Here is a 23,583-nt window from a genome sequence, read left to right as displayed (position 1 = left end):
CTAGAAGGAAACTATCGAGATATTGTGCCTGTTCGCCAGACGGACCGATTCCGTCTTCTGGAAAAAGAAGGTCTTTCTCGCCTCGATGGCCAGTATCTTCGCCCTTGCGTCGATACAGGACTTAATCGTCTGGAGCCCGATGGCGGGCACGTCGAAGCGCAGATCCTGATTGGGCTTCGAGACCTTTATCACCACCACGTCCCCGTTGCCGAGGGAGCCTCCGCGAAGGATGCAGGAATCCGTGCCCTCGATGGCCTCGACGGCCAGAACTGCGCGCCTTTTCACGATGACGGTCTGCCCGATGTCGAGGCTCCCTATCTCCTTCGCCATGTGAAAACCGAATTCTATGTCGGATTTTTCTTCTTCGGTGGGAGTGCGCTTGGTGAAAACCTCCGGCTCAGGAAGGTAATCCTCCATGAACTTCGTTTGGGGAAGTAGGGTGACCCCTTCCCCGGCAAGCAGATCGGCGACCTTGTTCATGATCGTGTCGTCCTTGCGGTCGCGCAGGGACCAGAGAAGGCGCATGGCGGTCAGATCGGGCTTGATGTCGCGGAAGATGCGCATCTTGTTGACTTTGCCCGCGGCTATGGCTTCCGATACTCCGGCGGTGCGCAGAAACTTCAGAATCTTGCCCACCTTGCCCACCGGCTGCCAGAAGACCCCGTCCACAAGCTCGTTCAGGGATTCGTCCGCCTCCTCCTTTATCGCGACGACGACGGGCTCCACCCCCTTTTCAATGCACTTTCTCACTAGAATGAGCGGAAATTCGCCCGCTCCTGCAATGATGCCTATCTTCGACATCAGCGTGTCACTCCCCTCTGGCTCTTCTCCAGAAACTCCACGAAAGTCCTTACCTCAGCGTGGGTGAATTCTTCCATGGACTTTAATTTTTCTATGGCCTTAGTCAGGGTGTCGGAGCCCTGAAAGAGAAGGCGGTAAGCCGTGCGTATAGCCTTTATCGACTCCTCGGAAAATTCGCGCCTCTTAAGCCCGACGAGATTCAGCCCCGAGAGCCTTGCCCGGTTTCCGGCGGCGGTGACGAAGGGCGGCACGTCCATGACGACGACGGAGCCGCCCCCGATTATACAGTGCTGCCCGAGCCTCGAAAACTGGTGGACCCCGGAAAGCCCGCCCAGTATGACGTAATCCTCCACCTCGACGTGGCCCGCCAGGGTGGCGGCGTTGGCCAGTATGACGTGGTTGCCCACAGTGCAGTCGTGGGCGACGTGGGAGTAAGTCATAAAGAGGCAGTCGCTGCCGACCTTCGTTATCCCTCCCCCGCCGAGGGTGCCGGGGTTCATCGTGGCGAATTCGCGGATGACGTTCCTGTCGCCGATAGTGAGCAGGGTTTTTTCGCCCTTGAATTTCAGGTCCTGCGGCTCCAGCCCCACCGCTGCGTGGGGGAAAATCCTGTTCATAGCCCCGATGGTGGTGTAGCCGTCGATGATGGCCGCCGCGCCGACCTCGGTGGACTCGCCGATCTCGACGTTAGGTCCTATTACCGCGAAAGGCCCGACCTTTACCGTCGGGTGCAGTTTCGCTCCCTCGTGGATAACGGCTCTTGGATCAATCATACTATCTCTTCCCCCCTCGCCTTGTCGGTCATGAGAGCGGAAACCTCCGCCTCCGCGGCGACTTCCCCGTCGACGAGAGCCTTGCACTCGAAGGTCATGAACCCGCCTCTGCGCTTGATTATCTTCGCGTTAAGGTGAAGCACGTCCCCCGGAACGACTGTCTTTCTGAACTTCGCCTTTTCGATGCTCCGAAACAGGAAGAGCTTGTCGTTGGTATCGCTCTCCTCTTCGGAGGCAATCGCGAGAAGTCCCCCGGCCTGCGCCATCGCCTCTACGATCAGAACCCCCGGCATTATCGGAAGACCCGGAAAATGCCCCTGGAAAAAAGGCTCGTTTATGCTCACGCACTTTATAACGCTTATCGACTTCCCCTTTTCCATCTCGACCACCCTGTCAACGAGCAGAAACGGATATCTATGGGGAATCATCTCCATTATTTTTCTGATGTCCATCATTGGGGGTCCTCCGGCGGTTTGACGCACTTCATATCTTCCTCAAGGCTTTTAAGCCTTTTTTCAAGTTCTTTCAGGTTTTTGTACATTTCGGGGAGCTTCTTGTAAGCGCCCATCGTCCTCAGCCATTCCCTGTGGGGCTGGGGCGGCATTCCGGCGACGTGGGAGCCGGTTTCGACGGAATTGGTCAGCCCGGCCCTCCCCGAGGCGATGACCTTGTCGCCTATCTCTATGTGGCCCGCAACGCCGGTCTGACCGGCGAGAACGACGTAATCGCCGATTTTGGTCGAGCCGCTTATCCCCGTCTGGGAGACGATGAAGCAGTGCTCTCCGATAGTCACGTTGTGGGCGACCATCACCAGATTGTCGATCTTTGTTCCCCTGCCGACAAGCGTCTCCCCCAGCGCGGCCCGGTCTATCGTGGAGCCCGCCCCCACCTCGACGTCGTCCATCAACCGGACGATGCCTATCTGGGGAATCTTTTCGTGGCCCTCGGGGCCGGTGGCGTAGCCGAAGCCGTCGGCCCCTATGACCACTCCCGGCTGCAGTATCACGCGGTCGCCGAGGATGCACCTCTCCCTCACCGTAACGTTGGAGTAGAGGATGCAGTCGGAACCCGTTTTCGCCTCTTTCCCGAGATACGCGCCGGGGTAGATTACGGTGCGGGGACCGACGACGGCGCCCTCTTCCACGTGCGCGCCCGCCATTACGTTCACCCCCTCGCCGAGAGTGACGTTTTTGGCGATAAACGCCTCGCCGCTCACCCCGTTGCCGGGATGGGAGGGCGGATTGAACAGCTTCACCGCCCGCGCAAAGGCGAGGTAGGGATTTTTGGAGACGAGAAGGTTTTTACCCTCTACCCGGTCCTCCGGGGAGACGATAACCGCTCCCGCCCTCGTGGATTCGAGGGCCGGGCGGTATTTTCTGTTCGCGAGGAAGGATATCTCCTCCGGACCCGCCTCTCCGAGGGTGGAAACGCCGGTGACCGCAATCTCCCCGTCGCCGGCGAGTTCGGCCTTTAAAAGCTCCGCGAGTTCTCTGAGAGTCAGTCTTACTCCGCTCACTTTTCAGCCGCCGCCTTTTCGTCGTAAAGACGTATGACCTCGGCGGTGACATCGAGGGCGTCCTGATAGTAGAGCACCCAGACACCGGAGCTGTTGAGGATAAGGCTGTACCCCTCTTTCTTTGCGAGATCCTTTATTATCCCTTCGAGGTCCTTGAAGACCAGTGAGGTCAGTTCTTCGCCGGACTGGCGCATAAGCTTGTCGGCGGATTCGACCTCGCTCTGGTACTCGGCCTTTTTCTTCTCGAACTCGCTTTTTTTCGCGGACTTTGCCTCGGCGGACATGAGCGGCGACTGCTTTTCATAGTCGGCGATCATCTTCTTGAGCTCGTCTTCTTTCAGGGTGATTTTCTTGGCTATCGCGTCCCGTTTGGCCCGAAATTCGCCGCCGAGGCGAGCGCCCTTCTTCGACTTGGTCAGGCACTTCTCGAAATCGACCACGGCGATTTTCTGGGATTCGCAATACCCCGCCGTTGACAGCAAAGCGGCGAGAAAGACCGCCAAAACGATTGCCAGTGTTGTTTTCTTCATGGGAAATCTCCGTCTTTTCGCGTTTTAAAAGAATCCGCCGATGCTGAAATCCCAGCGGGAGTCTCCGCTTCCTTCCATTCCGTCGATTATCCGGCCGTACTCCAGCCGAAGCGGCCCCATCGGCGAAAACCATCTGAAACCCGCGCCGGTGGACATGCGAAGGCGCGAAGCGAAAAAATCCTCCCCGATGTCCCAGACGTTGCCCGCGTCCACAAAGAAGACCAGCTTGAGTTTCGCCTCTTTTACCAGCGGGTACAAACACTCCGCGTTGAACTGAACGTATTTGTCGCCTCCGAGAACCTCTCCGGTGGCCTCGTCTCTCGGACCGATGGAGCGGTAGCCGAAACCGCGGATAGTATACATCCCGCCCAGAGCAAAGCGCTCGTAAATCGGCACCTCCTCGTCGCTCAGGCTTTTAATGTGGGCTCCGTGTCCCTCGACCGTAAAGACCGAATCGAAGGGGCCGGGCCAGTACTTTTTTGCGTCCAGATTGGTCTTCAGGTAATCGGAATCGAAACCCATAGGCCCGCCCGCAAGCTCCGCCGCCAGCTTTACGTTTACGCCCTTCGTCGCCTCCCAGTAATTGTCTCTGGTGTCGTAGGTTATCGAGGGCGTTACGGAGGAGGTGATAATGGTGCCCTCCTGCTCCTGCACGCTGAGAGAAGCGGGATCTGTGCAGGTTCCCGCGTCGTACTCGCTCTGGGTGCAGACATCGTAAACCTCCGAATTGTCGAGCGAATAGGATATCCGGGAGCTCCACTCGTCGTTGAAGGAAAGACCCGTTTTCAGGCTGAAACCGTAGGATTTCCGGATAAACTCCGAGTACTCCTTGTAATTCTTGTAGAGATCGAGGCCAGCATATACCTTGCTGTCATAGACCCTCGGGTTGGAGAAGGAGAGCGTGTAGTTCTCGTTCTCGACGCCGAACATTCCATTCAGGGAGAGCTGGTAGCCGTAGCCGAAAAGATTTCTCTGGCTCAGGTTTATCATGCCGTAAATACCGTCCACGGTGGAGTAGCCGCCGCCCGCGCTTATCGTGCCGGTGGGCTGCTCCTTTACCTTGACCTCCACGTCTATAAGAGAGGTCCCCGGCCTGCGGCGCAGGTCCATGTCGACGGATTCAAAAAAGCCGAGCCGGTTTATTCTCTTCTGGGCGTCCTTGATGGCGCTGCCCTTGTATATTTCGCCTTCGGCGATCTCGAATTCGCGCCGGAGCACGCGATCCCTCGAAATGGTGTTTCCGAGCACGTCGATTCTTCCGATCGTGTACCTGTCGCCCTTTTCGATGGCGAAATTCACCTTCACAAGCAGTTTTTCACGGTCAAGTTCGACCTGCGGCCTCGCCCTGGCGAAGGCGTAGCCCTCGTCGGTATGGAGTTCTTCCAGCCTCCACATAGCCTCGCGCAGATTTTTGGAGCTGAACCGCTCACCTGTTTTGAGCGCGGCCGCCTCGCGCAGCTTCGCCTCTTCAAACTGCGAATCGCCTGAAAAGGAGACAACCCCGATGTCGTAAAGACGGCCGGGGGTTATGGGAATATCGACCCTTACGTAGCGCATGTCGGGGGTCAGCTCGACCACCGGCTTGTCTACCCTCGCCTCGGCGTAGCCCTGATCGGCGTAGTAGTAATTTATCCACTCGACATCCCTGTCGAGCTGCTCTTTGCTGAAGGAGGCGGACGTGGTGAGCCAGCTCCAGAATCCTTCCTCCGGAAGGAGCATTCCGTCGCGCAGGGCCTTTTCGTCCTCTGGCGAGACTCCCGGCAGGTTTATCTTCCGGACCTGGACCTTTTCCCCCCTCTTTACGCGAAAAACGAGGTCGGCCCTGTTCTTGCCGTCCTCTATCTTTTTAATCTCCGGGGTGATCCTGCAAAGGTAGTATCCTTTCTCAAAGTACTTCCTGCGCAAAATCTCCTCGGACTGCTCGACCATTCCGCGCTTGATAAGCTCGCCTGTCTTTAGGGGCAACTCCTTTTCGACATCCTCTTCCTTGATCTGGTCGTCCCCCTCCAGGGACCAGTCGTGAAGGGCGGGCTTTTCGATCACGATGAAGGAGACGCTGCCGTCGCTTTCCAGAGAGGCCGCGACCGTATCGAAATTGCCTGTGTCGTAAAGCGCCTTTATGTCGTCCCTGAGGTTCGCCTCGTCGTAGGCGCTCCCCGCGACGGTCTTTAGCGTAGACAAAAGAGGCGTCTCTTCGAGCCGGAGGAGTCCCTTTATCGTAACCGAAGGCACGGTCTCCTGGGCCGCGGCAAACGTCGCCAGCCCCAAAAGGAGCAGAACGGCAAGTAAACGAAATCCGGTTTTTATCAATTTATCACTTCTTTCACGACTCTTCCGTCTTCTATCGTAAGCACCCTGTCGGTCTCGGCCGCAAGTTCGAGATTGTGGGTCGCGACAACCAGAGTGACGCCGTAACACCTGTTCATGTAAAGGAGCAGATCCTGCACCACCTTGCCGGTGGCGTGGTCGAGATTCCCCGTGGGCTCGTCGGCGAGAAGAAGGGAAGGTTTCATGACCAGAGCCCGCGCCAGCGACACCCTCTGCTGCTCGCCGCCGGAGAGTTCCGAGGGACGGTGGCGGAGCCTGTGGCCGAGGCCGACGCCGTCGAGCAGTTCCTTCGCCGAAGCCTCCGCCTCACCCTGCTCCATACCCGCTATCCTCGCGGGCATGGAGGCGTTCTCAAGGGCGGTGAACTCAGGCAGCAGGTGATGGAACTGAAATACAAATCCTATCTTCCGGTTTCTGAAATCGGCCAGGTCCTGATCCCGCCTTTCAAAGACATCCTCGCCGTCGAAGAGAACCTTTCCCGAGGTCGGCCGGTCCAGGGTTCCGAGTATGTGCAGAAAGGTGGATTTGCCCGCGCCGGAGGGACCGACGACCGACAAAAGCTCGCCCTTTTGAAGCTCCAGATCGATTCCGTTGAGAACGTCTACACAGGTGTCTCCCTGCCTGAAAGACCTCTTCAGGCAGCAGACCCTGAGAAATTTTTCCATCAGGAATTTCTCCCCAAAACCCTGGATATAGCGCAGGCGACACGTCTCTCCCTGACCGAGGAGAGGATTTCCATCAATCTGGCGCTTCTGTTGACCAGTTGCCTGAGCGTTTCCACTTCCGCCCGCATGAGCAGGGCGTCTTCCACGACCCTCACCGTATAGGGTCTGTGCTTGTGGCCCAAAAGCCCCTCTTCCCCGAAAAACTCGCCCGAACCGAGGGTTTCAAGCTCTATCGGCTCCGCCCCGCCCGGCTCCTTTATGAAGACGGCCAGATGCCCCCTCGTTACGAAGTAGAAAAACGCCGCGGGATCGTCCTCGGAAAAGACCAGAGACCCGACGGGCAGCGACACGGGGGAAAAGCTCCTGCCTATCTCTTCCTTGTCCACGGGGAGGGCGCTGTCGATAAAGGAAGCCATTCCCTCCGGCAGCGAGCCGCAGACACCGTTTTCCTCGCCGAGCGTGAGGCGTTCGGTGTTCTGGAATAGCTGCCCCTCCTCCATGCGGAAGAGAGGGCGGACGAGGGAGATCGGGCGGTAGAGAAGGGCCGGGTCGGCGTAGGTCTGCGCGACAGCCTTGAGGGTCTTGTAATCGATGCCGGCGAGAGCCTCGAAATCCACCTCGTGCGGCGCCTCGCGCGTAAGTTTTGATTCCGGCTTGTCTTTTTTAAATACGGCCATCGTAACTTTCCTTCCTGGCTCACTCGTACCGGATGGTTTCGACCGGGTCGAGCCTCGCTGCCTGCCACGCGGGGTAGACGGTAGCCGCAAGGCAGACGAAAACCGAGGACAAGGCAATAACCGCAATGGTTCCGGCCTGCATCTCCACCGGCACCGCGCTCATGTAAAAAACGTCCGGCGGCAGGCCGAGGATGTTCGTGGACTTCAGCAAAAGCCCGAGGGATACGCCCAGAAAAACCCCAAGGACGGTTCCCGTCACGCCGATAAGGGCTCCCTTGAGCATGAATATCTGCATTATCGCCTTTTTCGACGCGCCCATCGATTTCAGTATTCCAATGTCCCGCGTCTTGTCCATCACCACCATGATGAGCGTGGAGGCGATGTTGAAGGCGGCGACGACGATAATGAGCCCCAGCACGAGAAACATCGTCAGCTTTTCAAGCTTCATCGCCCCGAAGAGGGAGCGGTTCATCTCCATCCAGTCCCTGACCAGATAATCCCCTCCGGCCTTTCCCTCTATCGCGCGAGCCAGAGAGGCGGCGTTCGCGGGTTCCTCGACCCTTATGTCGATGCCCGTGACCCCTTCCTCCATGCGGAGAAAGTCCCTCGCCTCGTCGAGATCGATAAGCACCCAGGCCGAATCGTACTCGTACATGCCGGTGACGAAGGTCTCAACCACGGTGAAGACCCGGAACCTCGGCAGAAACCCCGCAGGGGTTTCCGCTCCGCCGGGGCTGAAGACGCGCACCTTGTCGCCCTGCATCACGCCGAGGTTCTTCGCCAGCTCCGCGCCGAGGAGTATCCCCGGCCCCATTTCCCTCCCGGCCGTGACCGAAAGATCGGTTGAGTTGACCACCCTGTCGAGGTCGGGAAGGCCGCTTGCCGCTCCCGCCTTTACCCCGCGAAGAAGGACGCCCCTCGCGCTCTTCTTCGTCGAGATCATCATCTTGCGCTCCACGTAGGGGCGGGCGGACTTGACGCCCTTAACCTCAAGGGCCGCTTTCGCAAGCTCCTCGTAGTTTTTAAGCTCTTTGCCTTTGGCGGTTATCTTAACGTGGGGATTCGCGCCGATTATCTTCTCGCGAAGGTCCTTTTCAAAGCCGGTCATCACCGCCAGAACAACCACGAGCGCCATCACGCCTATCGCGACGCCGCCCACGCTGAGCCAGGTAATGAGCTTTATGAAGATCTCTCTTGCCCGCACCCGCATGTAGCGGTAGGCAATCCAGAGCTCAAAGCCCATCAGCCGGGACATTTACGCCTCCGGCCTCATGTGCGGGAAGAAGATTACGTCGCGTATGCTGGCCGAATCGGTAAAGAGCATGACGACCCTGTCTATCCCTATCCCCTCGCCCGCCGTGGGGGGCATGCCGTACTCCAGCGCCCGGACGTAGTCCTCGTCCACCCAGTGGGCCTCGTCGTCGCCCTTGTCGCGCTCGCCCGACTGGGCCATGAAGCGCTCCATCTGGTCTACGGGGTCGTTCAGCTCGCTAAAGCCGTTGGCTATCTCGCGCCCGGCCATGTAAAGCTCGAACCTGTCGGTGAAGCGCGGATCCTTCTCGTTTCTGCGCGAAAGGGGGCTCACCTCGACCGGATACTGGGTAATGAAGGTCGGCTGAATGAGGTGGGGCTCGGCGACGGCCTCGAAGACCTCCGCCAAAAGCTTCCCCCAGGCCATCTTTTCGCCTCCCTCGATATGGAGTTTCTTGGCGTAGGCGCGAAGCTTCGCTTCGTCCTCTGTCTCCGCGGCGCTCATCTCCCCGTATTTCTCAATCGCCTGGGCCATCGAAAGCCTGTCCCAGCCGGGCGAAAAGTCTATCGCCTTCTCCTGATAGACTATCTCGTGGCTCCCTTTCAGCTCTTTGGCCATGTTCACGAAGAGGCACTCGGTCAGGTCCATGAGGTCTTCGTAGGTGGCGTAGGCGAGGTAGAACTCCAGCATGGTGAACTCGGGGTTGTGCTGGTGCGAAAGGCCTTCGTTCCGGAAATTGCGGTTTATCTCGAAAACCCTCTCAAGTCCGCCGACGATGAGACGTTTCAGGTAAAGCTCGGGAGCGATGCGAAGATAGAGGGTCATATCTAGCGCGTTGTGGTGGGTGACGAAGGGGCGCGCCGTGGCTCCGCCGGGGATAGGCTGCATCATCGGGGTTTCCACTTCGAGAAAGTCCTTCTGGTGGAAAAAGTTCCTGATGAAGGCGACGATCTTGCTTCGCATCCTGAAGGTCTCGCCGACCTCGGGAGTCACGATGAGATCAACGTAGCGCTGGCGGTATCTCGTCTCCTTGTCGGTGAGCCCGTGCCATTTCTCGGGAAGGGGGCGAAGGCTCTTGGAGAGGAATTTCAGTGTTTTAACCTCGACCGTTAGTTCGCCGGTGCGGGTGATAAAGGGTTTACCGACCACGCCGATGTAATCGCCGATGTCGTACTTTTTAAAGGCCTCGAACCCCTCTTCGCCGAGCGCCGCCTTCTGTACGAAGACCTGCTGCTGCCCGGTTCTGTCCGCGAGCTGGACGAAAGCCGCCTTGCCGAAGCTGCGCACCGCCATGATCCTGCCCGCGAGGGAGTAGGTCTTCTCAAGCGCCTGCAACTCTTCGCCGGTGAGGCTGCCGCACTCCTTTTTGACAATCCCGGCGGTGTGTTCGGGCTTAAAGTCGTTCGGATAGGGGTTCTGCCCGGCTTCGCGCATGGCCTGGGATTTCTCCAGGCGCTGGCGTATCAGCGGATTGTCGTACCTTGTTTCCATCTATTTCGCTTCCTTCAAAAGTTGCACAAAAAACCGTCTCTTCAGGGCTCTATCTCTTCGACCCTTCTGATTGAAACGCACTTGCCCTCGGACACCTCAAGGAAAACGCCCATGAGCGTCCCTCTCCCCTCGGCGCTCGGGGAAGCGCCCGGCATCCCGGTCAGAAAACGCCTGATGCTGGCGTTTCTCTCGATTCCTATGACCGATTCCCGGTCGCCGGTCATCCCCGCGTCGGAGATGAAGCCTGTCTTGCCGGGAAGTATCCTCGCGTCGGCGGTGGGGACGTGGGTGTGGGTTCCCAGCACCGCCGAAACCCTTCCGTCAAGGTAATAAGCCAGCGCGGCCTTCTCGCTGGTAGCCTCGGCGTGGAAATCCACGATAATCGTCTGCGCTCCGGCGCTTTTGAGGCTCTCGATGGCTTTGTCGGCCGCGACGAAGGGGTGCTCGGAGGGAGCCATGAATATTCTCCCGACGAGGTTAATCACCCCTACTTTGACCCCCGCTGCCTCGCGGAGGCAAAACCCCTTCCCCGGCACTCCCGGCGAAAGGTTGGCGGGCCGAAGGACCCTCTCCGAATCCTCCAGAAGATCGACAATCTCCCTGCGGTCGAAGCTGTGGTTTCCGCCGGTGATAACGTCCACCCCGGAGGCGATTATCGCCTTCACATTCTGGGGGGTTATTCCGAAACCCCTTGAAGCGTTCTCTCCGTTGGCGACTACGAAATCCGGGCTGAGGCGCTTTTTAAGCTCGGGGAGGACCGCTTTAAGAGTCCTGAGCCCCGCCCCGGAGACGATGTCGCCGACGAAGAGGATTTTCATTATTTCGCGAAGTCCACCGCGCGGGTCTCGCGTATGACGGTAATCTTTATCTGGCCGGGATAGCTCAGTTCCTGCTCGACCTTTCTCGCTATGTCCTTGGCGAGGAGGAAGGCGCCGTCGTCGTCCACCTTGTCGCTCATGACCATGATGCGAAGCTCGCGCCCGGCCTGTATCGCGAAGGACTTGGCTACCACGTCGAAGCTGTTGGCTATCTTTTCGAGGTCTTCAAGGCGTCTTACGTAGGTTTCGAGCATCTCGCGGCGCGCTCCGGGCCTCGCGGCGCTAAGGGCGTCAGCCGCCTGCACGAGAACGTCGAGGACCGAGGTCGCCGGGGTGTCGTCGTGGTGGCTGGCGATGGCGGTAATGACGGCCTTGGGCTCGCGGTTCTTGCGGGCGAGTTCCGCGCCGATGACGGCGTGGGAGCCCTCCACCTCGTGGTCTACCGCCTTGCCGATGTCGTGAAGCAGCCCCGCCCTCTTGGCGAGCTTTACGTTCAGGCCGAGTTCGGCGGCCATGATGCCGCACAAAAAAGCGACCTCTATGGAGTGTTCGAGAACGTTCTGGGCGAAGGAACTGCGGAATTTGAGCCTTCCGAGGAGGGTGACGAGTTCGGAGGCTATTCCGTGGACGCCTACGTCGAAGGTCGCCTGCTCACCGGCCTCCTGAATCTCCTTTTCGATGTCCTTCTCCGCCTTTTCGACAACCTCCTCGATGCGGGCGGGGTGGATTCTGCCGTCGGCGATAAGCCTTTCGAGCGCTATGCGGGCCACCTCCCTGCGGACGGGGTTATAGCCGGAGAGAAGAACAGTCTCGGGGGTGTCGTCCACTATGAGGTCTATGCCGGTGGCTGCTTCGAGGGCGCGGATGTTTCTGCCCTCTCTGCCGATGATCCTGCCCTTCATCTCTTCGTTCGGCAGCTGCACGGAGGAGACGGTCTTTTCATGGACGTACTCTCCGGCGTAGCGCTGAATCGCGAGACAGATGTATTCCTTGGCCTTCTTGTCGGCCATTTTCTTGGCTTCTTCGTCTATTTCCCTGATGGACCTGGCGGCCTCGTGGCGCGCCTCGCTCAGGAGGTTGGCCTTCAGTTCTTCCTTGGCTTCCTCGGCGGTAAGCCCTGCAACCCTCTCCAGGGTCTGCAATATCTCTTTTTCCATCTCGCCGATCTTGCTCTGCTTCTTGTCCAGCTCGCCCTGACGCTGGCTCAGGCGCTTTTCAAGCTCGTTGAGTCTTTCGTCGCGCTTGTCGAGGTTATCTTCCTTGCGGATAAGATTTTCCTCTTTTTGCTGAATCCTTTTTTCCTGATTCAGGACCTCGGTCTTCTTGTCCTCCGTTTCCTTTTCAAAACGGGTTCTCTGGGCGAGAAGTTCTTCCTTGGCCTTTAGATCGGCCTCCTTGCGTATAATCTCGGCCTGCTTGCGGGCTTCGGTTATAAGCTCGCCGGCCTCCCCGGCCTGACTCTGAGGAGTTTTCCCCTTAGACTGGATGATAATCCAGACAAGGACAGCCGCGATAATCGCCAGAACGATGACGGCAATTGTGGTGATTTCCAAAGGATTCTCCCTTCAATGAAAGGATCGTAGAAACGACCCTGAAAACGGGTTTGGGAACTGCTTTTACAGGGAGAGAGCGGGATGGAGTGGAGGAACAGGCCGAAGGGGCAGAGAGGGACGGCGGCTATGCGCCGTCCCCCGAAAAGCTCCCCGCCGTTGCCGTGTCAATGAGGTTCAGTTGAACCATTCCCGGAAAGGTGGGCGTCCCGCGACTGCTTATCGGCTCCCAGCTTAAGGGCATGCCGGCCACAATCTCCAAAGGACTCCCTATTAGTTTTCATTGGCTCAACAGATTTCCGTATGATCACGAACACAGCAGGGAAAACCGGCCTTACTAAGCGTTTTGAATCTCGGGGCTGGCCCTTGATATGCGTTCAAGCATGCGCCGGGCCCGCGTCTCAACGTCATCGGCAAGCGCCAGCACCTTCTGGCTGTTTTCCGCTCCGGCCTCGGCCGGAGCGGTCACTTCGCTTGCGATGTCAAGAGCGGCGAGAACGGCTACTTGCAACGGCGACGCCGAGGGAGAAGCGTTGGCGACTTCCCTCATCCGCGAATCGACGTATCGGGCGAGATCGCGAACGAAGGTGTCATCCATCTCCGCTCTTAGCGAGTATTTTTCGCCGAAAATGTCAACTTCGCATATCTTCAATCTTCAACTCCGGCTTCTTTGAGTTGCAAATCCCTGAGTTTACCGACAACCCCTTCGATCCTGGCGAGACAGTCGCGCATCTTTTCCTTACGGGAGCGCAACCGCTCAAGCTCTTCCTGCAATCCACCGATTTGAAGCGTCTGAAGCTCCAGACGCTCCCGGAGACCCTTGTTCTCCTCCCTGAGCCGCTCATATTCATCAGCGAAACGGCCCAGTTCTCTCTCCAGAAGTTCCAGTTTTTCCAAATGCATAGACTTCTCCATGCTCCTTTGCAAATCCTAAACCGGAGCGGGTTTTTAGTCAAGTGTCAAACGGCCTCTAAACCCCGCTTCGGGGCGCGGCCGCGACCATAAAAAAATCTGCCGTGAAAGAGGGTTTCAGCCCCCGTGAGCCCGGTACCAGTCCGGGCCCCAGCCCGCTTCAACCTTGAGCCGGACTTTCAGCTTCGCGGCCCCCTCCATCGCTTCGACCAGTATTTCCCTGGCCTTTTCGACCTGTTTTTCGGCGACCTCAAGGACCAGTTCGTCGTGGACCTGCAAGGTGAGCCTCGCATCGACCTTGTCCGAGCGCATCGCGTCATCCGCCATCAGCATGGCGCGCTTGATTATGTCGGCGGCGGAGCCCTGAATCGGCGAATTCACGGCAAGGCGTTCGCCGAACTCGCGATCGGCGCGGTTTTTCGACTTGAGCTCGGGTATCTGCCGTATCCTTCCGAACAGGGTCGTCGAGTACCCCTTCTCCTTCGCTTCGGCTACGAGCTTTTCCCTGATCCGGAAGACGCCGGGGAAGCGCTTCATGTAGCGGTCGATCATCTTTTTGGCGTCGGACTGGCTGACGCCGAGCTGTTTCGCGAGGCCGAAGGGGCTTATCCCGTAGATGATTCCGAAGTTGACGGTCTTGGCCTGCCTTCGCATCTGTGTTGTGACGCCGAGAGGCCCCACGTCAAAAAGCCTCGCCGCCGTCTCCGAGTGTATGTCCCTGCCGCTGGCGAAGAGCGAAACGAGGTCGTCGTCGCAGCTCAGGTGAGCGAGGATGCGAAGCTCTACCTGCGAATAGTCCGCCGAAAGGAGAAGATAGCCCGGCTCGGCGATAAAGGCTTCCCTGATTCTCTTCCCCTCCTCACCGCGTATCGGGATGTTCTGGAGGTTCGGATTCGAGGAACTCAGCCTGCCGGTGGCGGCGACCGTCTGCTGAAAGACGGTGTGGATTCTTCCGTCTGGGGCCACGAGCTTCGGCAGGGCGTCGATGAAGGAGGATTTGAGCTTGGAAAGCCCCCTGTGCTCGATGATGACCGCCGGAAGCTTGTGCTGGGCGGAAAGCTCCTCAAGCACCGAGGCGTCGGTGGAGTGGCTGCCGCCTGCGGTCTTCCTCACGGGGGCGAGGCCGAGCTTCTGGAAGAGAATCTCGGCGAGCTGTTTGGGGCTCTGGGGATTGAACTCCCCTCCCGCGAGGCCGAACATCTCGCTTTCGAGCGTTTTCAGCCGTCCCTCGAATTCAAGGCTGAGCCCGGAGAGCTTTTCCCGGTCCACCTTGACTCCCGCCGCCTCCATCCTCGCCAGAACGCCGATCAGGGGAATCTCGACCTCCCTGTAGAGCGGCCAGAGCCCCTTTTCCTCCAGCTCGCCCTTCATCCGGACGGCCAGGGCCAAAAGCCCCTCGCCCGTCTTTGGGTCGAGGGAAAGCTCCCTGTCCTCGGCAAGGGAAACGAGGTCATAGGAGCGCCTTCCGGGGAAGAGCATGTAACCCGCAAGCTCGGTATCGATCTCTATCATTCCCGAGGTCAGCCCGGCTCTCTCCCACTCTTCCCGGTAAGCCTTGAGGCCGTGGCCCACGACCCTTGAGCCGGGGGGAATCTTTACGGGGGTTTCCGGCGAAATCGGCCCCGCGCCGTCGCAAAGGAAAAGGCCTTCGGGCGTGAAAACGGCCGAAACCCAGCTTGAGGGAATCACCTCCTCCGTCCAGGTTCGGGAGGCGGTCTCGCTTTCGGCGGGCTTTACTACCGGCACCTCAAGAAGGCCGAGGTCCCGCAGGAACTTGTGAAACTCAAGCTCCCTGAAAAGGGAGGCGAGCCCGGCGGCGTCCACCGGCTTTCTGTCGAGATTATCGCCGATATCGCCTACGTCGATATCCGTCTCGATGGTGACGAGAGGCACGTTGGCGCGTATTCTGGCGAGATTTTCCCGGAAGGCCTCTCCCCTCTTGCCGCCAAGCTCGTCGGCGTGGGCGATGAGGGCTTCGAGATCGCCGTAATCGCCGAGAAGCTGCGCGGCGAGTTTCCGCCCGACTCCCGGCACGCCGGGGATGTTGTCCACCTTGTCGCCGGTAATCGCCAGCAGGTCAACGACCTGCTCCGGCTTCACCCCCATTCGCTCGAAGACCTCGTCCGGACCCGTCACGAGGTCGCGCATGGTGTCGAGGAGCTTTAGCCTTGGGCCGACGAGCTGGTAAAAATCCTTGTCGCCGGTGACTACGGTCACCTCGTCGCCCCGGTCGAGCGCTTTTTTCGCAAGGGTTCCGATGAGGTCGTCGGCCTCGATGCCGGGGACGATGAGCACGGGAATGCCCATCGCCTCCAGGACTCTGTGAACGTAGGGAATCTGGATTATCAGGTCTTCCGGGGGCCGTTCCCGCTGGGCCTTGTACTCGGAGTAGAGGGTGTGTTTTCGCGTGGGGCCGGGAGGGTCGAAAACTACGGCGAGAAAATCCGGCTTCTCTTCCTTTTCAAGCCTAAGGGCCATCGAGGTGAAGCCGTAGACCGCCTGGGTCGGAAGCCCCCTGGAGGTCTGGAATCCCCGTATCGCGTGGTAGGCGCGGTAAAGGAGGTTAGATCCGTCCACCAGGTAGACCCGGCCCATGACTTATTTTGTCACCGTAAAGGAGGCCGCGTAGATCGTTTCACCTTGGGAATCGCGCACGACGACGGTCCATTCGCCGAGGTTTTCCGGAGGGATGTTGGTGTTGGACCAGGTGCGCCAGCTTTCCCCCTCGATGTGCAGCGTGACTTCGTTCACCGTCTGCCCGTTGTAGAGCCAGGTGTGGGTAATGTCCTGCGGAGTTTCGGCGCCCACGACGTTTATGAAGAAGTAGAGGTTGCCGACCTTCGAGTCGAAGGCCGAACCGTCGCCGATGGGCTCCCTGCCGACTATCTGGCGGGTGAAGGCGTGGCGGGTCACCGAGGGACCCGCGAAGGCGAAGGCCGCGAAAAGCAGCAGGATGAGAAAGAGGGCGGCGCGCTTCATCTTTGCTGTTCCGGATCTTCCCTGACTTCCTTGTGGAAGAGGGCGAAGGCCATGGCGGGTCTGTGGGAGCCCTCCCTCATGGCGAAATGAAAGCCGTCGAAAATCCACCCCTCGGCGGCTTCGGCGTTCAGCATCCGGGTGAGGCTGTCGTCGGTCACCGACGAGGTCTCAACGACCCTGTATACGCATTTCGAGGAGCAGGGCAATTTCTAATCCTGCAGGACTTTGGCGGCTTCGGGCGCGAAGTAGGTGAGGATCATGTCCGCGCCGGAACGCTTTATGGAAAGGAGCATCTCCATCATCAGCCCGGTGCCGTCGCCCCAGCCCAGCCTGTCCATCGCCTTTACCATCGAATACTCGCCGCTTACGTTGTAGGCGGCGGTGGGCATGCCGAAGCGGTCCTTTATCAGGCGGATTATGTCGAGATAGGGGAGCGCTGGCTTCACCATCACTATGTCCGCCCCCTCCATCACGTCGAGCTCTACTTCGCGAAGGGCTTCGAGGGCGTTGGCGGGGTCCATCTGGTAGCTGCGCCTGTCTCCGAACTTCGGCGGCGACTCGGCGGCGTCGCGAAAAGGCCCATAAAAGGTCGAGGCGTACTTCGCGGCGTAGGCCATCACCGGAATGTGGCCGAACCCCTCGCAGTCGAGGCCGTCGCGTATCGCGCCGACCCTGCCGTCCATCATGTCGGAGGGGGCGACCATGTCCGCCCCGGCGACGGCGTGGGAGAGGGCCTCCCTGACCAGAAGTTCGAGGGTAGCGTCGTTGTCCACGTCGCCGTTTTTAATCGCGCCGCAGTGGCCGTGGTCGGTGTACTCGCACATGCATACGTCGGTGATGACGCACATCTCCGGCACCGCGTCCTTTATCTTCCGTATCGCCCGCTGGACTATGCCGTTGGGGTCGAAACCCGAGGATCCGATGGCGTCTTTCGTATCGGGGATCCCGAAAAGCAGCACCGACGGAACGCCGAGGGAGAAGGCGTTTTTAGCCTCCTTCACCGCCTCGTCGATGGAAAGCTGGCACTGCCCCGGCATCGAGTTGATGGGCACGCGAACCCCCTCGCCCTCGCGGACGAAAAGGGGATAGATGAAATCGGCGGGGGAAAGCGAAGTCTCGCGGACCATCCGCCGTATCGTATCGTTGGCGCGCATGCGGCGCATTCTTACTCTTGGAAATTCCATTTATACAGCCCTTTCAAATCCTTCCGGGAGGTCTATGAAAAACGTTAAGAGAAGCCCCGGTTTCAAGGAGACGCGCAGCGAGAAGCGAGACATAACCGTTTGTTAGGCGAGCTTTCGAGCGAGCACGCGACGAAGAAAACGAGGCTCGCAGTAGTTTTTCGACGACCTCCTAACCATAGCGGTAGCAGATTCCCATCCCGCCCATCGGATTGCGCCAAGCGATTACCGAACGTGGGCAGACGGCCCTGCAACCGCCGCATTCAAGGCAGTTTTCGTAGGAGACGCTGATTTTCTGCCCCTCTTCGCTCCAGGTGTAGGTTCGCGCCGGGCAGACAGTGGTGCAGGGCTTTGCGGCGCACTCCAGGCAGACGGAGGGGTCGGCTATCTCAAGGTGGGGAGTTTTGTCCACCCTGGTTTCGTTGGCGTAAAGTTTCTCTTCTATTGTTTTCTTGGACTCTGGGCTCATAATTTTCTTCCTGAAAAGCTCTTTGATATTTACCAGTTGCGAGCCAAATATTCCAGTACTTTGTCCGATTTTCCGTAACCGAATATTCTGAGGGCGCTACGGAGTTTTATGGCCGTCATGGCGAAGGGCAAAAGCCCGATTCTGCGGTTGAAAAGGTCCATCAACTCGTCTTCGGTCGCGGTGGTATTCCCTATCTCCAGGGTCTTTTCGGCCATCGCGCTCACCGCCGAGGGCCAGGAGGAGAAGATTTGCGGGCTTTCGCGCAGAAAATCGGGCCAGTCGCGGAACCTCTCCATGTCCTTCATCACGAAACTCTCGTCGAGCTTTCTTTTGTAGGCGCTGAGGGCGGCCGAGGAATAATCGCCGAGCGTCCTGGCTTCGGCGGCGGTCTCGCCCGCGAAGATTCCCGAGGCCATCGAGAAATTCGTCCCTTCGTGGCGCGGAGAGGTGGAGATGAGCCCCGCCGAGTCGCCCGCGAGCATCAGTCCGTCCTTGTAAAGGAGCGGAAGGCGGTTGAAGCCTGTTTCGGGCAGGAGGTGAGCGCCGTATTCGAGAAGCTCCCCTCCCCGTATGAGCGGCCTCACCGCGGGGTGGGCCTTGAAGCGGTCGAGGATGTCCACCGGGGAAAGCCCCTCTTCGGCCAGCTCCCCCAGAAAGAGTATGACGCCTACGGAGACGGTGTCTCGGTTGGTGTAGATGAAGCCCGCTCCCGGAATGCCGGAGGTGGCCTCGCCGATGTACTCGAAAGCCGCTCCCTGATTGCCTTCGAGGCCGAACCTGTCCTTTATCGTCTCCTCGGGAAGCCTAATGAGCTCCTTGGCGGAGATCGCCACGTCGCCGCCGCCAAGGGGCTCTCTCATCCCCTCCTTCTCCGCAATGAGGGAGTTCGCCCCCTCCGCGCAGATGACCACGGGAGCCCGCAGGTACCCCTCTTCGGGGTTTTGCCCCTCCGGCATCCTCGTAACGACACCCACGACGGCTCCGGCCTCGTCCTTTAAAAGCTCGTCTACGACGACTCCGCAGAAGAGCTCGACCCCCTCGGACTCCGCCTGAGCGGCGAACCACTTGTCGAAGCGGGCGCGAAGGACGGTGTAGGAGTGGTTGTGGGGCGGGTTGTCCCAGTTGGCGGTGCGGAAGGAAAAGGCCGTCTCGGCCTCGGAAGAGAGGACGGAGATCGTCTTTTTTGAAACGTGCCTCTCCACCGGCGCGCCGCGCTCGATGAAATCAGGATAGAGCTGCGCCAGAACGTTGGTGTAGAGGACGCCGCCCATCAGGTTTTTCGAGCCGGGGTAGGGCCCCCTCTCCAGGACGGCAACGGTGAGGCCTTTTCTGACCATCTTTATGGCGGCGCTGATGCCCGCGGGGCCCGCGCCGATTACAATCGCGTCAAAATCGTGCATCTTCAACCTCTCTCACAAAGGGAGGTCAGGACCTTTTTGCCCAGTATTTCGGAGCGGGCAGTGCAGTCGTTTATTCCTATGCCGTAATAGGCGTTGCCGCCGAGATGGAGACCCGGCAGACAGGCCAGGGCGCACTCGATCTTTTCCACCCTCTCGGAGTGTCCCACGAGGTACTGGGGAATGGCCTTCTTCCATCTGAATATCTTCACGAAGCAGGGCTCGGAGACAACTCCCATCGTGGCCTTCACCTCGCCCTTGCAGAGATTCAAAAGCGCGTCGTCGTCAAGGAGGGTGACTTCGGGGTTTCTCGCGCCGCCCATCATGACGGTTATGAGAACCTTCCCGTCGGGAGCCCTCCCTTTGAAAATCGAGCTGGACCAGAGGGAGCCGAGTATCTTTTTCCCCTCTTTTTTGGGGATGAGAAAACCGAAGCCGTCGAGGGGGTTTCCGAACTCCTGTTTGTCGAAACCCAGGCAGATAACGGCCATCGGCACATAGGGGATGTTGGACATAATCGAGGCGATTTCCAGGGAGTGGGGGCGAAGGAGGTTCGCGCCGTCGTAAGCGGGAGCCGCCAGAACCACTTCCTCGGCGTCGATAGTTCCGCCGTCGCTGGTCCTCACCTTCCAGTCCTTTTCGGAGCGTTCGAGGGCGATTGCCGAGACGCCGGTCAAAATGCTGTTGCCCAGGTCCTTTGCGAGAAGCTCGCAAAGCTCGCCGGTTCCGGTGGCGAAGCTCCAGAGAACCCCGCCCGGCCCCGCTCCCTGCGGCCCTTCCTGCCCCCTCGCCTTGGCCATCTGCTTCATCGCCAGCATGCCGCGAAGGAGGCCGCCGAACTGGTCCTCTATGGCTTTCACCTTGGGAAAGCAGCTCTTGATGGACATCACCGAGGGGTCGCCAGCGTAAATGCCCGCGCTCATCGGATCGATAAGTTTGTCCAGCGCCTCTTCGCCGAGCCGCCTCCTGACGAATCCGGCGACCGTCTCGTCCTTGCCGACTTCCCCCTGGGGAAGGAAAAAATCCGCAGCGAGCCGCATCTTCCCGCGGATGGAGAGCACCTCCGACATGAGGAAATTCATCGGGTCCTCGGGGAGCTGCTGCATTCTTTTGCCGGTGAAGATATATCTCTTTCTCGCGCTGTCGTTGGACCTAAGAATCCTGTCTTTAATGCCCATCCTGCCGGTAAGGGCCATCGTCGAGGGCTTGTTGTCGAGAAAGCCGTTCGGCCCGTACTCGCAGACGAACCCCTCTTCCCGCGCCGAACGTATTTTCCCCCCGACCGCGCTTTCTTTTTCGAGGAGCGTGACCGAAACGTCAACCTGCGCCGAGGCGGCGGCTTCCTTTACCGCCCTTGCGGCGCTGAGGCCCGAAAGACCGCCTCCGATAACAACGACTTTCTTCATATCATCCTCCCCATAGGGAATTTTCCGAATGAAACAATACGCGGTCGCCCCCGGAGGGTCAAGGGAAGCGAGAGCGCCAAGCTCCTTATTTCAACAGATTTCGTCCGTTTTTGCGACCCTTTTGAGACTGTTTTCACTTTAAATTTAACAGTTCCCCCCGGAAAGTTCCCCAAGCCCTTATAAAAAACCGTTTTCAAAATCCCTGCTTTCACAGATGAAACAAACCGGGAGTTTTTATGTATACGGGTTTAATAAATCGACGATGGCGGTAAATTAACGTTGTCCGGCCTCACCCGCGGCCTTTTCCCGGTTTTAAAGTGGAATATTCTGTTTTAAAACGGCAAGAAGGCTCTGGAAACTCGTAGCGGATTGCGCTTATAATCGTTTATGACTGGGGCATGTAAGCCCCTGTGGGGAAAAAGACTTTCTCAGGAGCAACGCAAGATGTCTTTCAACGGATTTTTTCACAAAGGTTTTTTTGTCCTCCTCCTTTCGGCTCTGGTGGCTTTCACCGCCCAGGCCGGTAAATGCGAGACGCCCGCGCCCGCCAAAGCGCCCGAAGAGGTCAAGGCTCAAGCGCCTGCGCCAGCTACGGCGGCGGCTCCGGCACAGGTGCCGGCGCATGAGGTCACGCTTCCCCCGTTTACCCTGAAGGGGCTCGACGGCTCGGAGTTCAAAATGGAGGCGCTGAAGAGCTATCCCCTCTCGATTGTGGTGTTCTTCGCGACCTGGAATCCCAAATCCGTTCCGGCCCTGACCGAGCTCCAGAAACTTTCCGACAAATACGAGAAGAACAACGTGGCCGTTCTGGCCGTCAACGCCGAGAACGAGAGAACCGATCCCGGTTTCAAGCCCGCTCTGGAAAAATTTCTCGCCGACAACAAGATTACCCTTTCCGTCGTCATCGACGAAGGGCTGGCCGTCTACCGGAGCTGGGAGATCAAGGCCCTGCCCACCACTTACGTTTTCAATAAGGATTTAAAGGTTCTCTCCTCTCTCGCCGGAGCCCCCACCTCCTACGGAGACACCATCGAGGAGACGATAAAGACGGATCTGGGACTTACGCCGAAGGAAGAGGGAGCGGCGAGCGCGGAACACAAGCGCTACCGCCCGGCCGATAAAGCCATTACCCTGCAGTACGGAATGGTGGAGAAAAAAGCCGAACGCGGCAGGGTGTCGCAGGCCCTCGGGGAACTTGACGAGATAATAAAGAAAGACGATAAATTCGCGGACGCCCACGCCCTCAGGGGAGTTCTGCTTCTTTCGGAAAAGAAATCCGGAGAGGCGGAGAAAAAGGCGGCGAAGGAAGCTTTCGACAAGGCGGCCGGCCTTGATCCCACCCTCCCCCTCGCCCTGATCGGCCAGGCCAACTTCCTGGCCGAAGCCGGTGACCTTAAAAAGGCAGTCGAGCTTCTAACCGTCGCCTTTTCGCAGTCCAACTGGGGCACAAGGGACAAACCGGAGAACCAAAAAGAGCTTCTCGCCTCCGTCGAGTCCATCGCGGCCAAACTCGGCAAGGACGACGCGGGAGCGAAAAAGGAACTTCTTGAACTTGTGGACGGTTTTATGACGATCCATGAGGGGCCGAAGGTTAACCGGAAAAAGATGGAAGACGCCGCGGGGGCTCCCGCGAAGTAAAGAATTTAATGGTGGAAGGATAGGCGGCTACTCAAGGAGGCGTTGAAAAACGTCGCGAGAGACCCGTATTCAAGGAGACGCGCAGCGAGAAGCGAGACGAAAGATTTTCTTTAACTTCCGGCGACCATTTCGGTGAAGGGCAAGGAGTCCGCAGGGCGCGGGGTCGAAGGCAGTAGCGTTACTACGACGGGAGCGACCGAGAAACGACCCCCGGTAGATGCTTCCGGGGGCAGGCATAGCCGAAAGAGGAAGCCGGGGCTCGCAGCAGTTTTTCATTGCTGCCGTTTTTGTTTCTGCTTCTTCTCCCTGTACATAAGCCTGTCGGCGCGCTCAAGAAGTTCTTCGAGAGTGCTCGGATTTTTCGGGTCGTAGAGGGAAACCCCCACGCTCATCGAAATTCCATCGATATTCTTCGGATTGAGGTTGTACGCCTCGATCCTTATCCGCAGTCTCTCCAGAAGAACGTCGGCGTTGGCGTCGTTCATCTCAAGCGCCATAATGGCGAATTCGTCGCCCCCGAGCCTGGATATCAGATCGCTGTCGCGGAAGGTCGCCCGGAAAATATCGGCCGCGTCGGAGAGCGCCCTGTCGCCCGCGAGGTGGCCCCGGTTGTCGTTGACCCATTTCAGATTGTCCAGGTCGGCGAAAAAGAGCAGGAGACGGGAACCGGTGCGGTCGGCAAGCTTCATCTGCTGGGTTGCGAAGGCGTAAAAGGCCCTCCGGTTGTAAAGCCCCGTCAGCGAGTCGAGCAGGGACAGTTCGCGGAGTTCGCGCAGCATGTAATGGCGTTCGACCGCGTACCTTATGGCCCTGTCGAGGGTGGAGGGCTCCAGGTTCTCCGTTACAAGATAATCCTGCGCCCCTCCGAAAACCGCTTCCAGCGCAAGTTGTTCGTCGTCGGTACGGGACATGGCTATTACGGGAACGTCAAGCAGCCTCACCGCGCCGTTGGATAGTGCGGACCTGCCGCCGGACTTCTCGGTTTCTATATCCAGCAGCAGCACGTCTATGGATTTACTTTGAACAACTTCCATAGCCCTGGCGAAATTATCTACGATAATTATAGTGGAGGAAAAAAATCTGGCCTTTTTGATCAGAGCGGCTGTCCTTGATGCATTTTCTTCACTCGGGTCTATTATCAGGGCCTGTAATTCCCTGTGGTACTCCATATCCATAGCCACCCCGAATCAAATTAATACC

The 23,583-nt window shown here is 58.6% G+C and carries 23 protein-coding genes and 1 other RNA gene; 1 reads left to right on the top strand and 23 read right to left on the bottom strand.

Features of this window, described 5'->3' with window-relative positions:
* The 22 genes from EPN96_10725 to hemG all read right to left on the bottom strand — a co-directional run bounded on the left by EPN96_10725 (nt 1) and on the right by hemG (nt 20,745).
* A complete protein-coding gene (locus EPN96_10725; GenBank protein TAL16081.1) occupies nt 1-801 on the bottom strand; it encodes an LpxI family protein in 801 nt (266 codons plus the stop codon).
* Complete coding sequence (locus EPN96_10720) at nt 801-1,574, bottom strand: acyl-ACP--UDP-N-acetylglucosamine O-acyltransferase (protein ID TAL16080.1); 774 nt, start codon at nt 1,572-1,574, stop codon at nt 801-803. Before EPN96_10720 ends, EPN96_10725 begins: the two co-directional genes overlap by 1 nt.
* A complete protein-coding gene (fabZ, locus tag EPN96_10715) occupies nt 1,571-2,029 on the bottom strand; it encodes a 3-hydroxyacyl-ACP dehydratase FabZ (protein ID TAL16079.1) in 459 nt (152 codons plus the stop codon). Before fabZ ends, EPN96_10720 begins: the two co-directional genes overlap by 4 nt.
* Nucleotides 2,026-3,090 (bottom strand): UDP-3-O-(3-hydroxymyristoyl)glucosamine N-acyltransferase, encoded by a 1,065-nt coding sequence (lpxD, locus tag EPN96_10710; protein ID TAL16078.1) that lies wholly within the window; start codon nt 3,088-3,090, stop codon nt 2,026-2,028. Before lpxD ends, fabZ begins: the two co-directional genes overlap by 4 nt.
* Nucleotides 3,087-3,620 carry an OmpH family outer membrane protein gene (locus EPN96_10705; protein TAL16077.1) on the bottom strand — a complete coding sequence of 178 codons (534 nt, stop codon included), beginning with the start codon at nt 3,618-3,620 and terminating at the stop codon, nt 3,087-3,089. Before EPN96_10705 ends, lpxD begins: the two co-directional genes overlap by 4 nt.
* A gap of 24 nt (nt 3,621-3,644) precedes the next feature.
* Nucleotides 3,645-6,038, bottom strand: coding sequence for an outer membrane protein assembly factor BamA (bamA, locus tag EPN96_10700; protein TAL16076.1), 2,394 nt, complete (start codon nt 6,036-6,038; stop codon nt 3,645-3,647).
* On the bottom strand, nt 5,927-6,613 hold the full coding sequence (locus EPN96_10695) for an ABC transporter ATP-binding protein (protein ID TAL16075.1): 687 nt from the start codon (nt 6,611-6,613) through the stop codon (nt 5,927-5,929). Before EPN96_10695 ends, bamA begins: the two co-directional genes overlap by 112 nt.
* A complete protein-coding gene (locus EPN96_10690; GenBank protein TAL16074.1) occupies nt 6,613-7,290 on the bottom strand; it encodes a cyclic nucleotide-binding domain-containing protein in 678 nt (225 codons plus the stop codon). Before EPN96_10690 ends, EPN96_10695 begins: the two co-directional genes overlap by 1 nt.
* A 19-nt stretch (nt 7,291-7,309) precedes the next feature.
* Nucleotides 7,310-8,545 carry a lipoprotein-releasing ABC transporter permease subunit gene (locus EPN96_10685; GenBank protein ID TAL16073.1) on the bottom strand — a complete coding sequence of 412 codons (1,236 nt, stop codon included), beginning with the start codon at nt 8,543-8,545 and terminating at the stop codon, nt 7,310-7,312.
* A complete protein-coding gene (lysS, locus tag EPN96_10680; GenBank protein ID TAL16072.1) occupies nt 8,546-10,033 on the bottom strand; it encodes a lysine--tRNA ligase in 1,488 nt (495 codons plus the stop codon).
* A 41-nt stretch (nt 10,034-10,074) separates the two neighbouring features.
* The gene (locus tag EPN96_10675) at nt 10,075-10,851 is read right to left on the bottom strand and encodes a TIGR00282 family metallophosphoesterase (GenBank protein TAL16071.1); all 777 of its coding nucleotides are present in this window, start codon (nt 10,849-10,851) and stop codon (nt 10,075-10,077) included.
* On the bottom strand, nt 10,851-12,404 hold the full coding sequence (gene rny / locus EPN96_10670) for a ribonuclease Y (protein TAL16070.1): 1,554 nt from the start codon (nt 12,402-12,404) through the stop codon (nt 10,851-10,853). Before rny ends, EPN96_10675 begins: the two co-directional genes overlap by 1 nt.
* Before the next feature lie 143 nt (nt 12,405-12,547).
* Nucleotides 12,548-12,729, bottom strand: a non-coding RNA gene (gene ssrS / locus EPN96_10665) — 6S RNA.
* Nucleotides 12,730-12,738: 9 nt separating this feature from the next.
* Nucleotides 12,739-13,053 (bottom strand): cell division protein ZapA, encoded by a 315-nt coding sequence (locus EPN96_10660; GenBank protein TAL16069.1) that lies wholly within the window; start codon nt 13,051-13,053, stop codon nt 12,739-12,741.
* A complete protein-coding gene (locus EPN96_10655) occupies nt 13,050-13,298 on the bottom strand; it encodes a hypothetical protein (protein TAL16068.1) in 249 nt (82 codons plus the stop codon). Before EPN96_10655 ends, EPN96_10660 begins: the two co-directional genes overlap by 4 nt.
* A gap of 132 nt (nt 13,299-13,430) precedes the next feature.
* Complete coding sequence (locus tag EPN96_10650; protein TAL16067.1) at nt 13,431-15,908, bottom strand: DNA polymerase I; 2,478 nt, start codon at nt 15,906-15,908, stop codon at nt 13,431-13,433.
* A gap of 3 nt (nt 15,909-15,911) precedes the next feature.
* A complete protein-coding gene (locus EPN96_10645; protein TAL16066.1) occupies nt 15,912-16,292 on the bottom strand; it encodes a DUF2914 domain-containing protein in 381 nt (126 codons plus the stop codon).
* Entirely contained in the window at nt 16,289-16,498 is a 210-nt protein-coding gene (locus EPN96_10640) for a DUF4177 domain-containing protein (GenBank protein TAL16065.1), read from the bottom strand. Before EPN96_10640 ends, EPN96_10645 begins: the two co-directional genes overlap by 4 nt.
* Before the next feature lie 3 nt (nt 16,499-16,501).
* Nucleotides 16,502-17,476 (bottom strand): porphobilinogen synthase, encoded by a 975-nt coding sequence (gene hemB / locus EPN96_10635; GenBank protein TAL16064.1) that lies wholly within the window; start codon nt 17,474-17,476, stop codon nt 16,502-16,504.
* Between the two features lie 169 nt (nt 17,477-17,645).
* A complete protein-coding gene (locus EPN96_10630) occupies nt 17,646-17,942 on the bottom strand; it encodes a 4Fe-4S dicluster domain-containing protein (GenBank protein ID TAL16063.1) in 297 nt (98 codons plus the stop codon).
* A gap of 29 nt (nt 17,943-17,971) precedes the next feature.
* Nucleotides 17,972-19,342, bottom strand: coding sequence for an FAD-binding protein (locus EPN96_10625; GenBank protein ID TAL16062.1), 1,371 nt, complete (start codon nt 19,340-19,342; stop codon nt 17,972-17,974).
* A 2-nt stretch (nt 19,343-19,344) separates the two neighbouring features.
* Nucleotides 19,345-20,745, bottom strand: coding sequence for a protoporphyrinogen oxidase (gene hemG, locus EPN96_10620; GenBank protein TAL16061.1), 1,401 nt, complete (start codon nt 20,743-20,745; stop codon nt 19,345-19,347).
* Between the two features lie 387 nt (nt 20,746-21,132).
* Here hemG and EPN96_10615 point away from each other — a divergent pair, with 387 nt between their 5' ends.
* Nucleotides 21,133-22,383: a redoxin domain-containing protein gene (locus tag EPN96_10615; GenBank protein TAL16060.1), complete on the top strand. Its 1,251-nt coding sequence runs from the start codon at nt 21,133-21,135 to the stop codon at nt 22,381-22,383.
* Nucleotides 22,384-22,655: 272 nt separating this feature from the next.
* Here EPN96_10615 and EPN96_10610 read toward each other — a convergent pair whose 3' ends face one another.
* Complete coding sequence (locus EPN96_10610) at nt 22,656-23,558, bottom strand: GGDEF domain-containing response regulator (protein ID TAL16059.1); 903 nt, start codon at nt 23,556-23,558, stop codon at nt 22,656-22,658.
* Nucleotides 23,559-23,583 lie beyond the last annotated feature (25 nt).

It is taken from the genome of bacterium (genome assembly GCA_004322275.1).
In the GTDB taxonomy this organism is placed as follows: Bacteria; Desulfobacterota; Deferrisomatia; order Deferrisomatales; family BM512; genus SCTA01.
The sequence above is the reverse complement of the archived record's forward strand: the minus strand, read 5'-3'. Positions and strand labels throughout refer to the sequence as shown.

Bases quoted from the DNA above. Each gene is read 5' to 3' on its own strand.
- EPN96_10725 (TAL16081.1), bottom strand. From the start codon at position 801: ATGTCGAAGATAGGCATCATTGCAGGAGCGGGCGAATTTCCGCTCATT.
- EPN96_10720 (TAL16080.1), bottom strand. From the start codon at position 1,574: ATGATTGATCCAAGAGCCGTTATCCACGAGGGAGCGAAACTGCACCCG.
- fabZ (TAL16079.1), bottom strand. From the start codon at position 2,029: ATGATGGACATCAGAAAAATAATGGAGATGATTCCCCATAGATATCCG.
- EPN96_10705 (TAL16077.1), bottom strand. From the start codon at position 3,620: ATGAAGAAAACAACACTGGCAATCGTTTTGGCGGTCTTTCTCGCCGCT.
- EPN96_10695 (TAL16075.1), bottom strand. From the start codon at position 6,613: ATGGAAAAATTTCTCAGGGTCTGCTGCCTGAAGAGGTCTTTCAGGCAG.
- EPN96_10690 (TAL16074.1), bottom strand. From the start codon at position 7,290: ATGGCCGTATTTAAAAAAGACAAGCCGGAATCAAAACTTACGCGCGAG.
- EPN96_10685 (TAL16073.1), bottom strand. From the start codon at position 8,545: ATGTCCCGGCTGATGGGCTTTGAGCTCTGGATTGCCTACCGCTACATG.
- lysS (TAL16072.1), bottom strand. From the start codon at position 10,033: ATGGAAACAAGGTACGACAATCCGCTGATACGCCAGCGCCTGGAGAAA.
- EPN96_10675 (TAL16071.1), bottom strand. From the start codon at position 10,851: ATGAAAATCCTCTTCGTCGGCGACATCGTCTCCGGGGCGGGGCTCAGG.
- EPN96_10650 (TAL16067.1), bottom strand. From the start codon at position 15,908: ATGGGCCGGGTCTACCTGGTGGACGGATCTAACCTCCTTTACCGCGCC.
- EPN96_10645 (TAL16066.1), bottom strand. From the start codon at position 16,292: ATGAAGCGCGCCGCCCTCTTTCTCATCCTGCTGCTTTTCGCGGCCTTC.
- hemB (TAL16064.1), bottom strand. From the start codon at position 17,476: ATGGAATTTCCAAGAGTAAGAATGCGCCGCATGCGCGCCAACGATACG.
- EPN96_10630 (TAL16063.1), bottom strand. From the start codon at position 17,942: ATGAGCCCAGAGTCCAAGAAAACAATAGAAGAGAAACTTTACGCCAAC.
- EPN96_10625 (TAL16062.1), bottom strand. From the start codon at position 19,342: ATGCACGATTTTGACGCGATTGTAATCGGCGCGGGCCCCGCGGGCATC.
- hemG (TAL16061.1), bottom strand. From the start codon at position 20,745: ATGAAGAAAGTCGTTGTTATCGGAGGCGGTCTTTCGGGCCTCAGCGCC.
- EPN96_10615 (TAL16060.1), top strand. From the start codon at position 21,133: ATGACTGGGGCATGTAAGCCCCTGTGGGGAAAAAGACTTTCTCAGGAG.
- EPN96_10610 (TAL16059.1), bottom strand. From the start codon at position 23,558: ATGGATATGGAGTACCACAGGGAATTACAGGCCCTGATAATAGACCCG.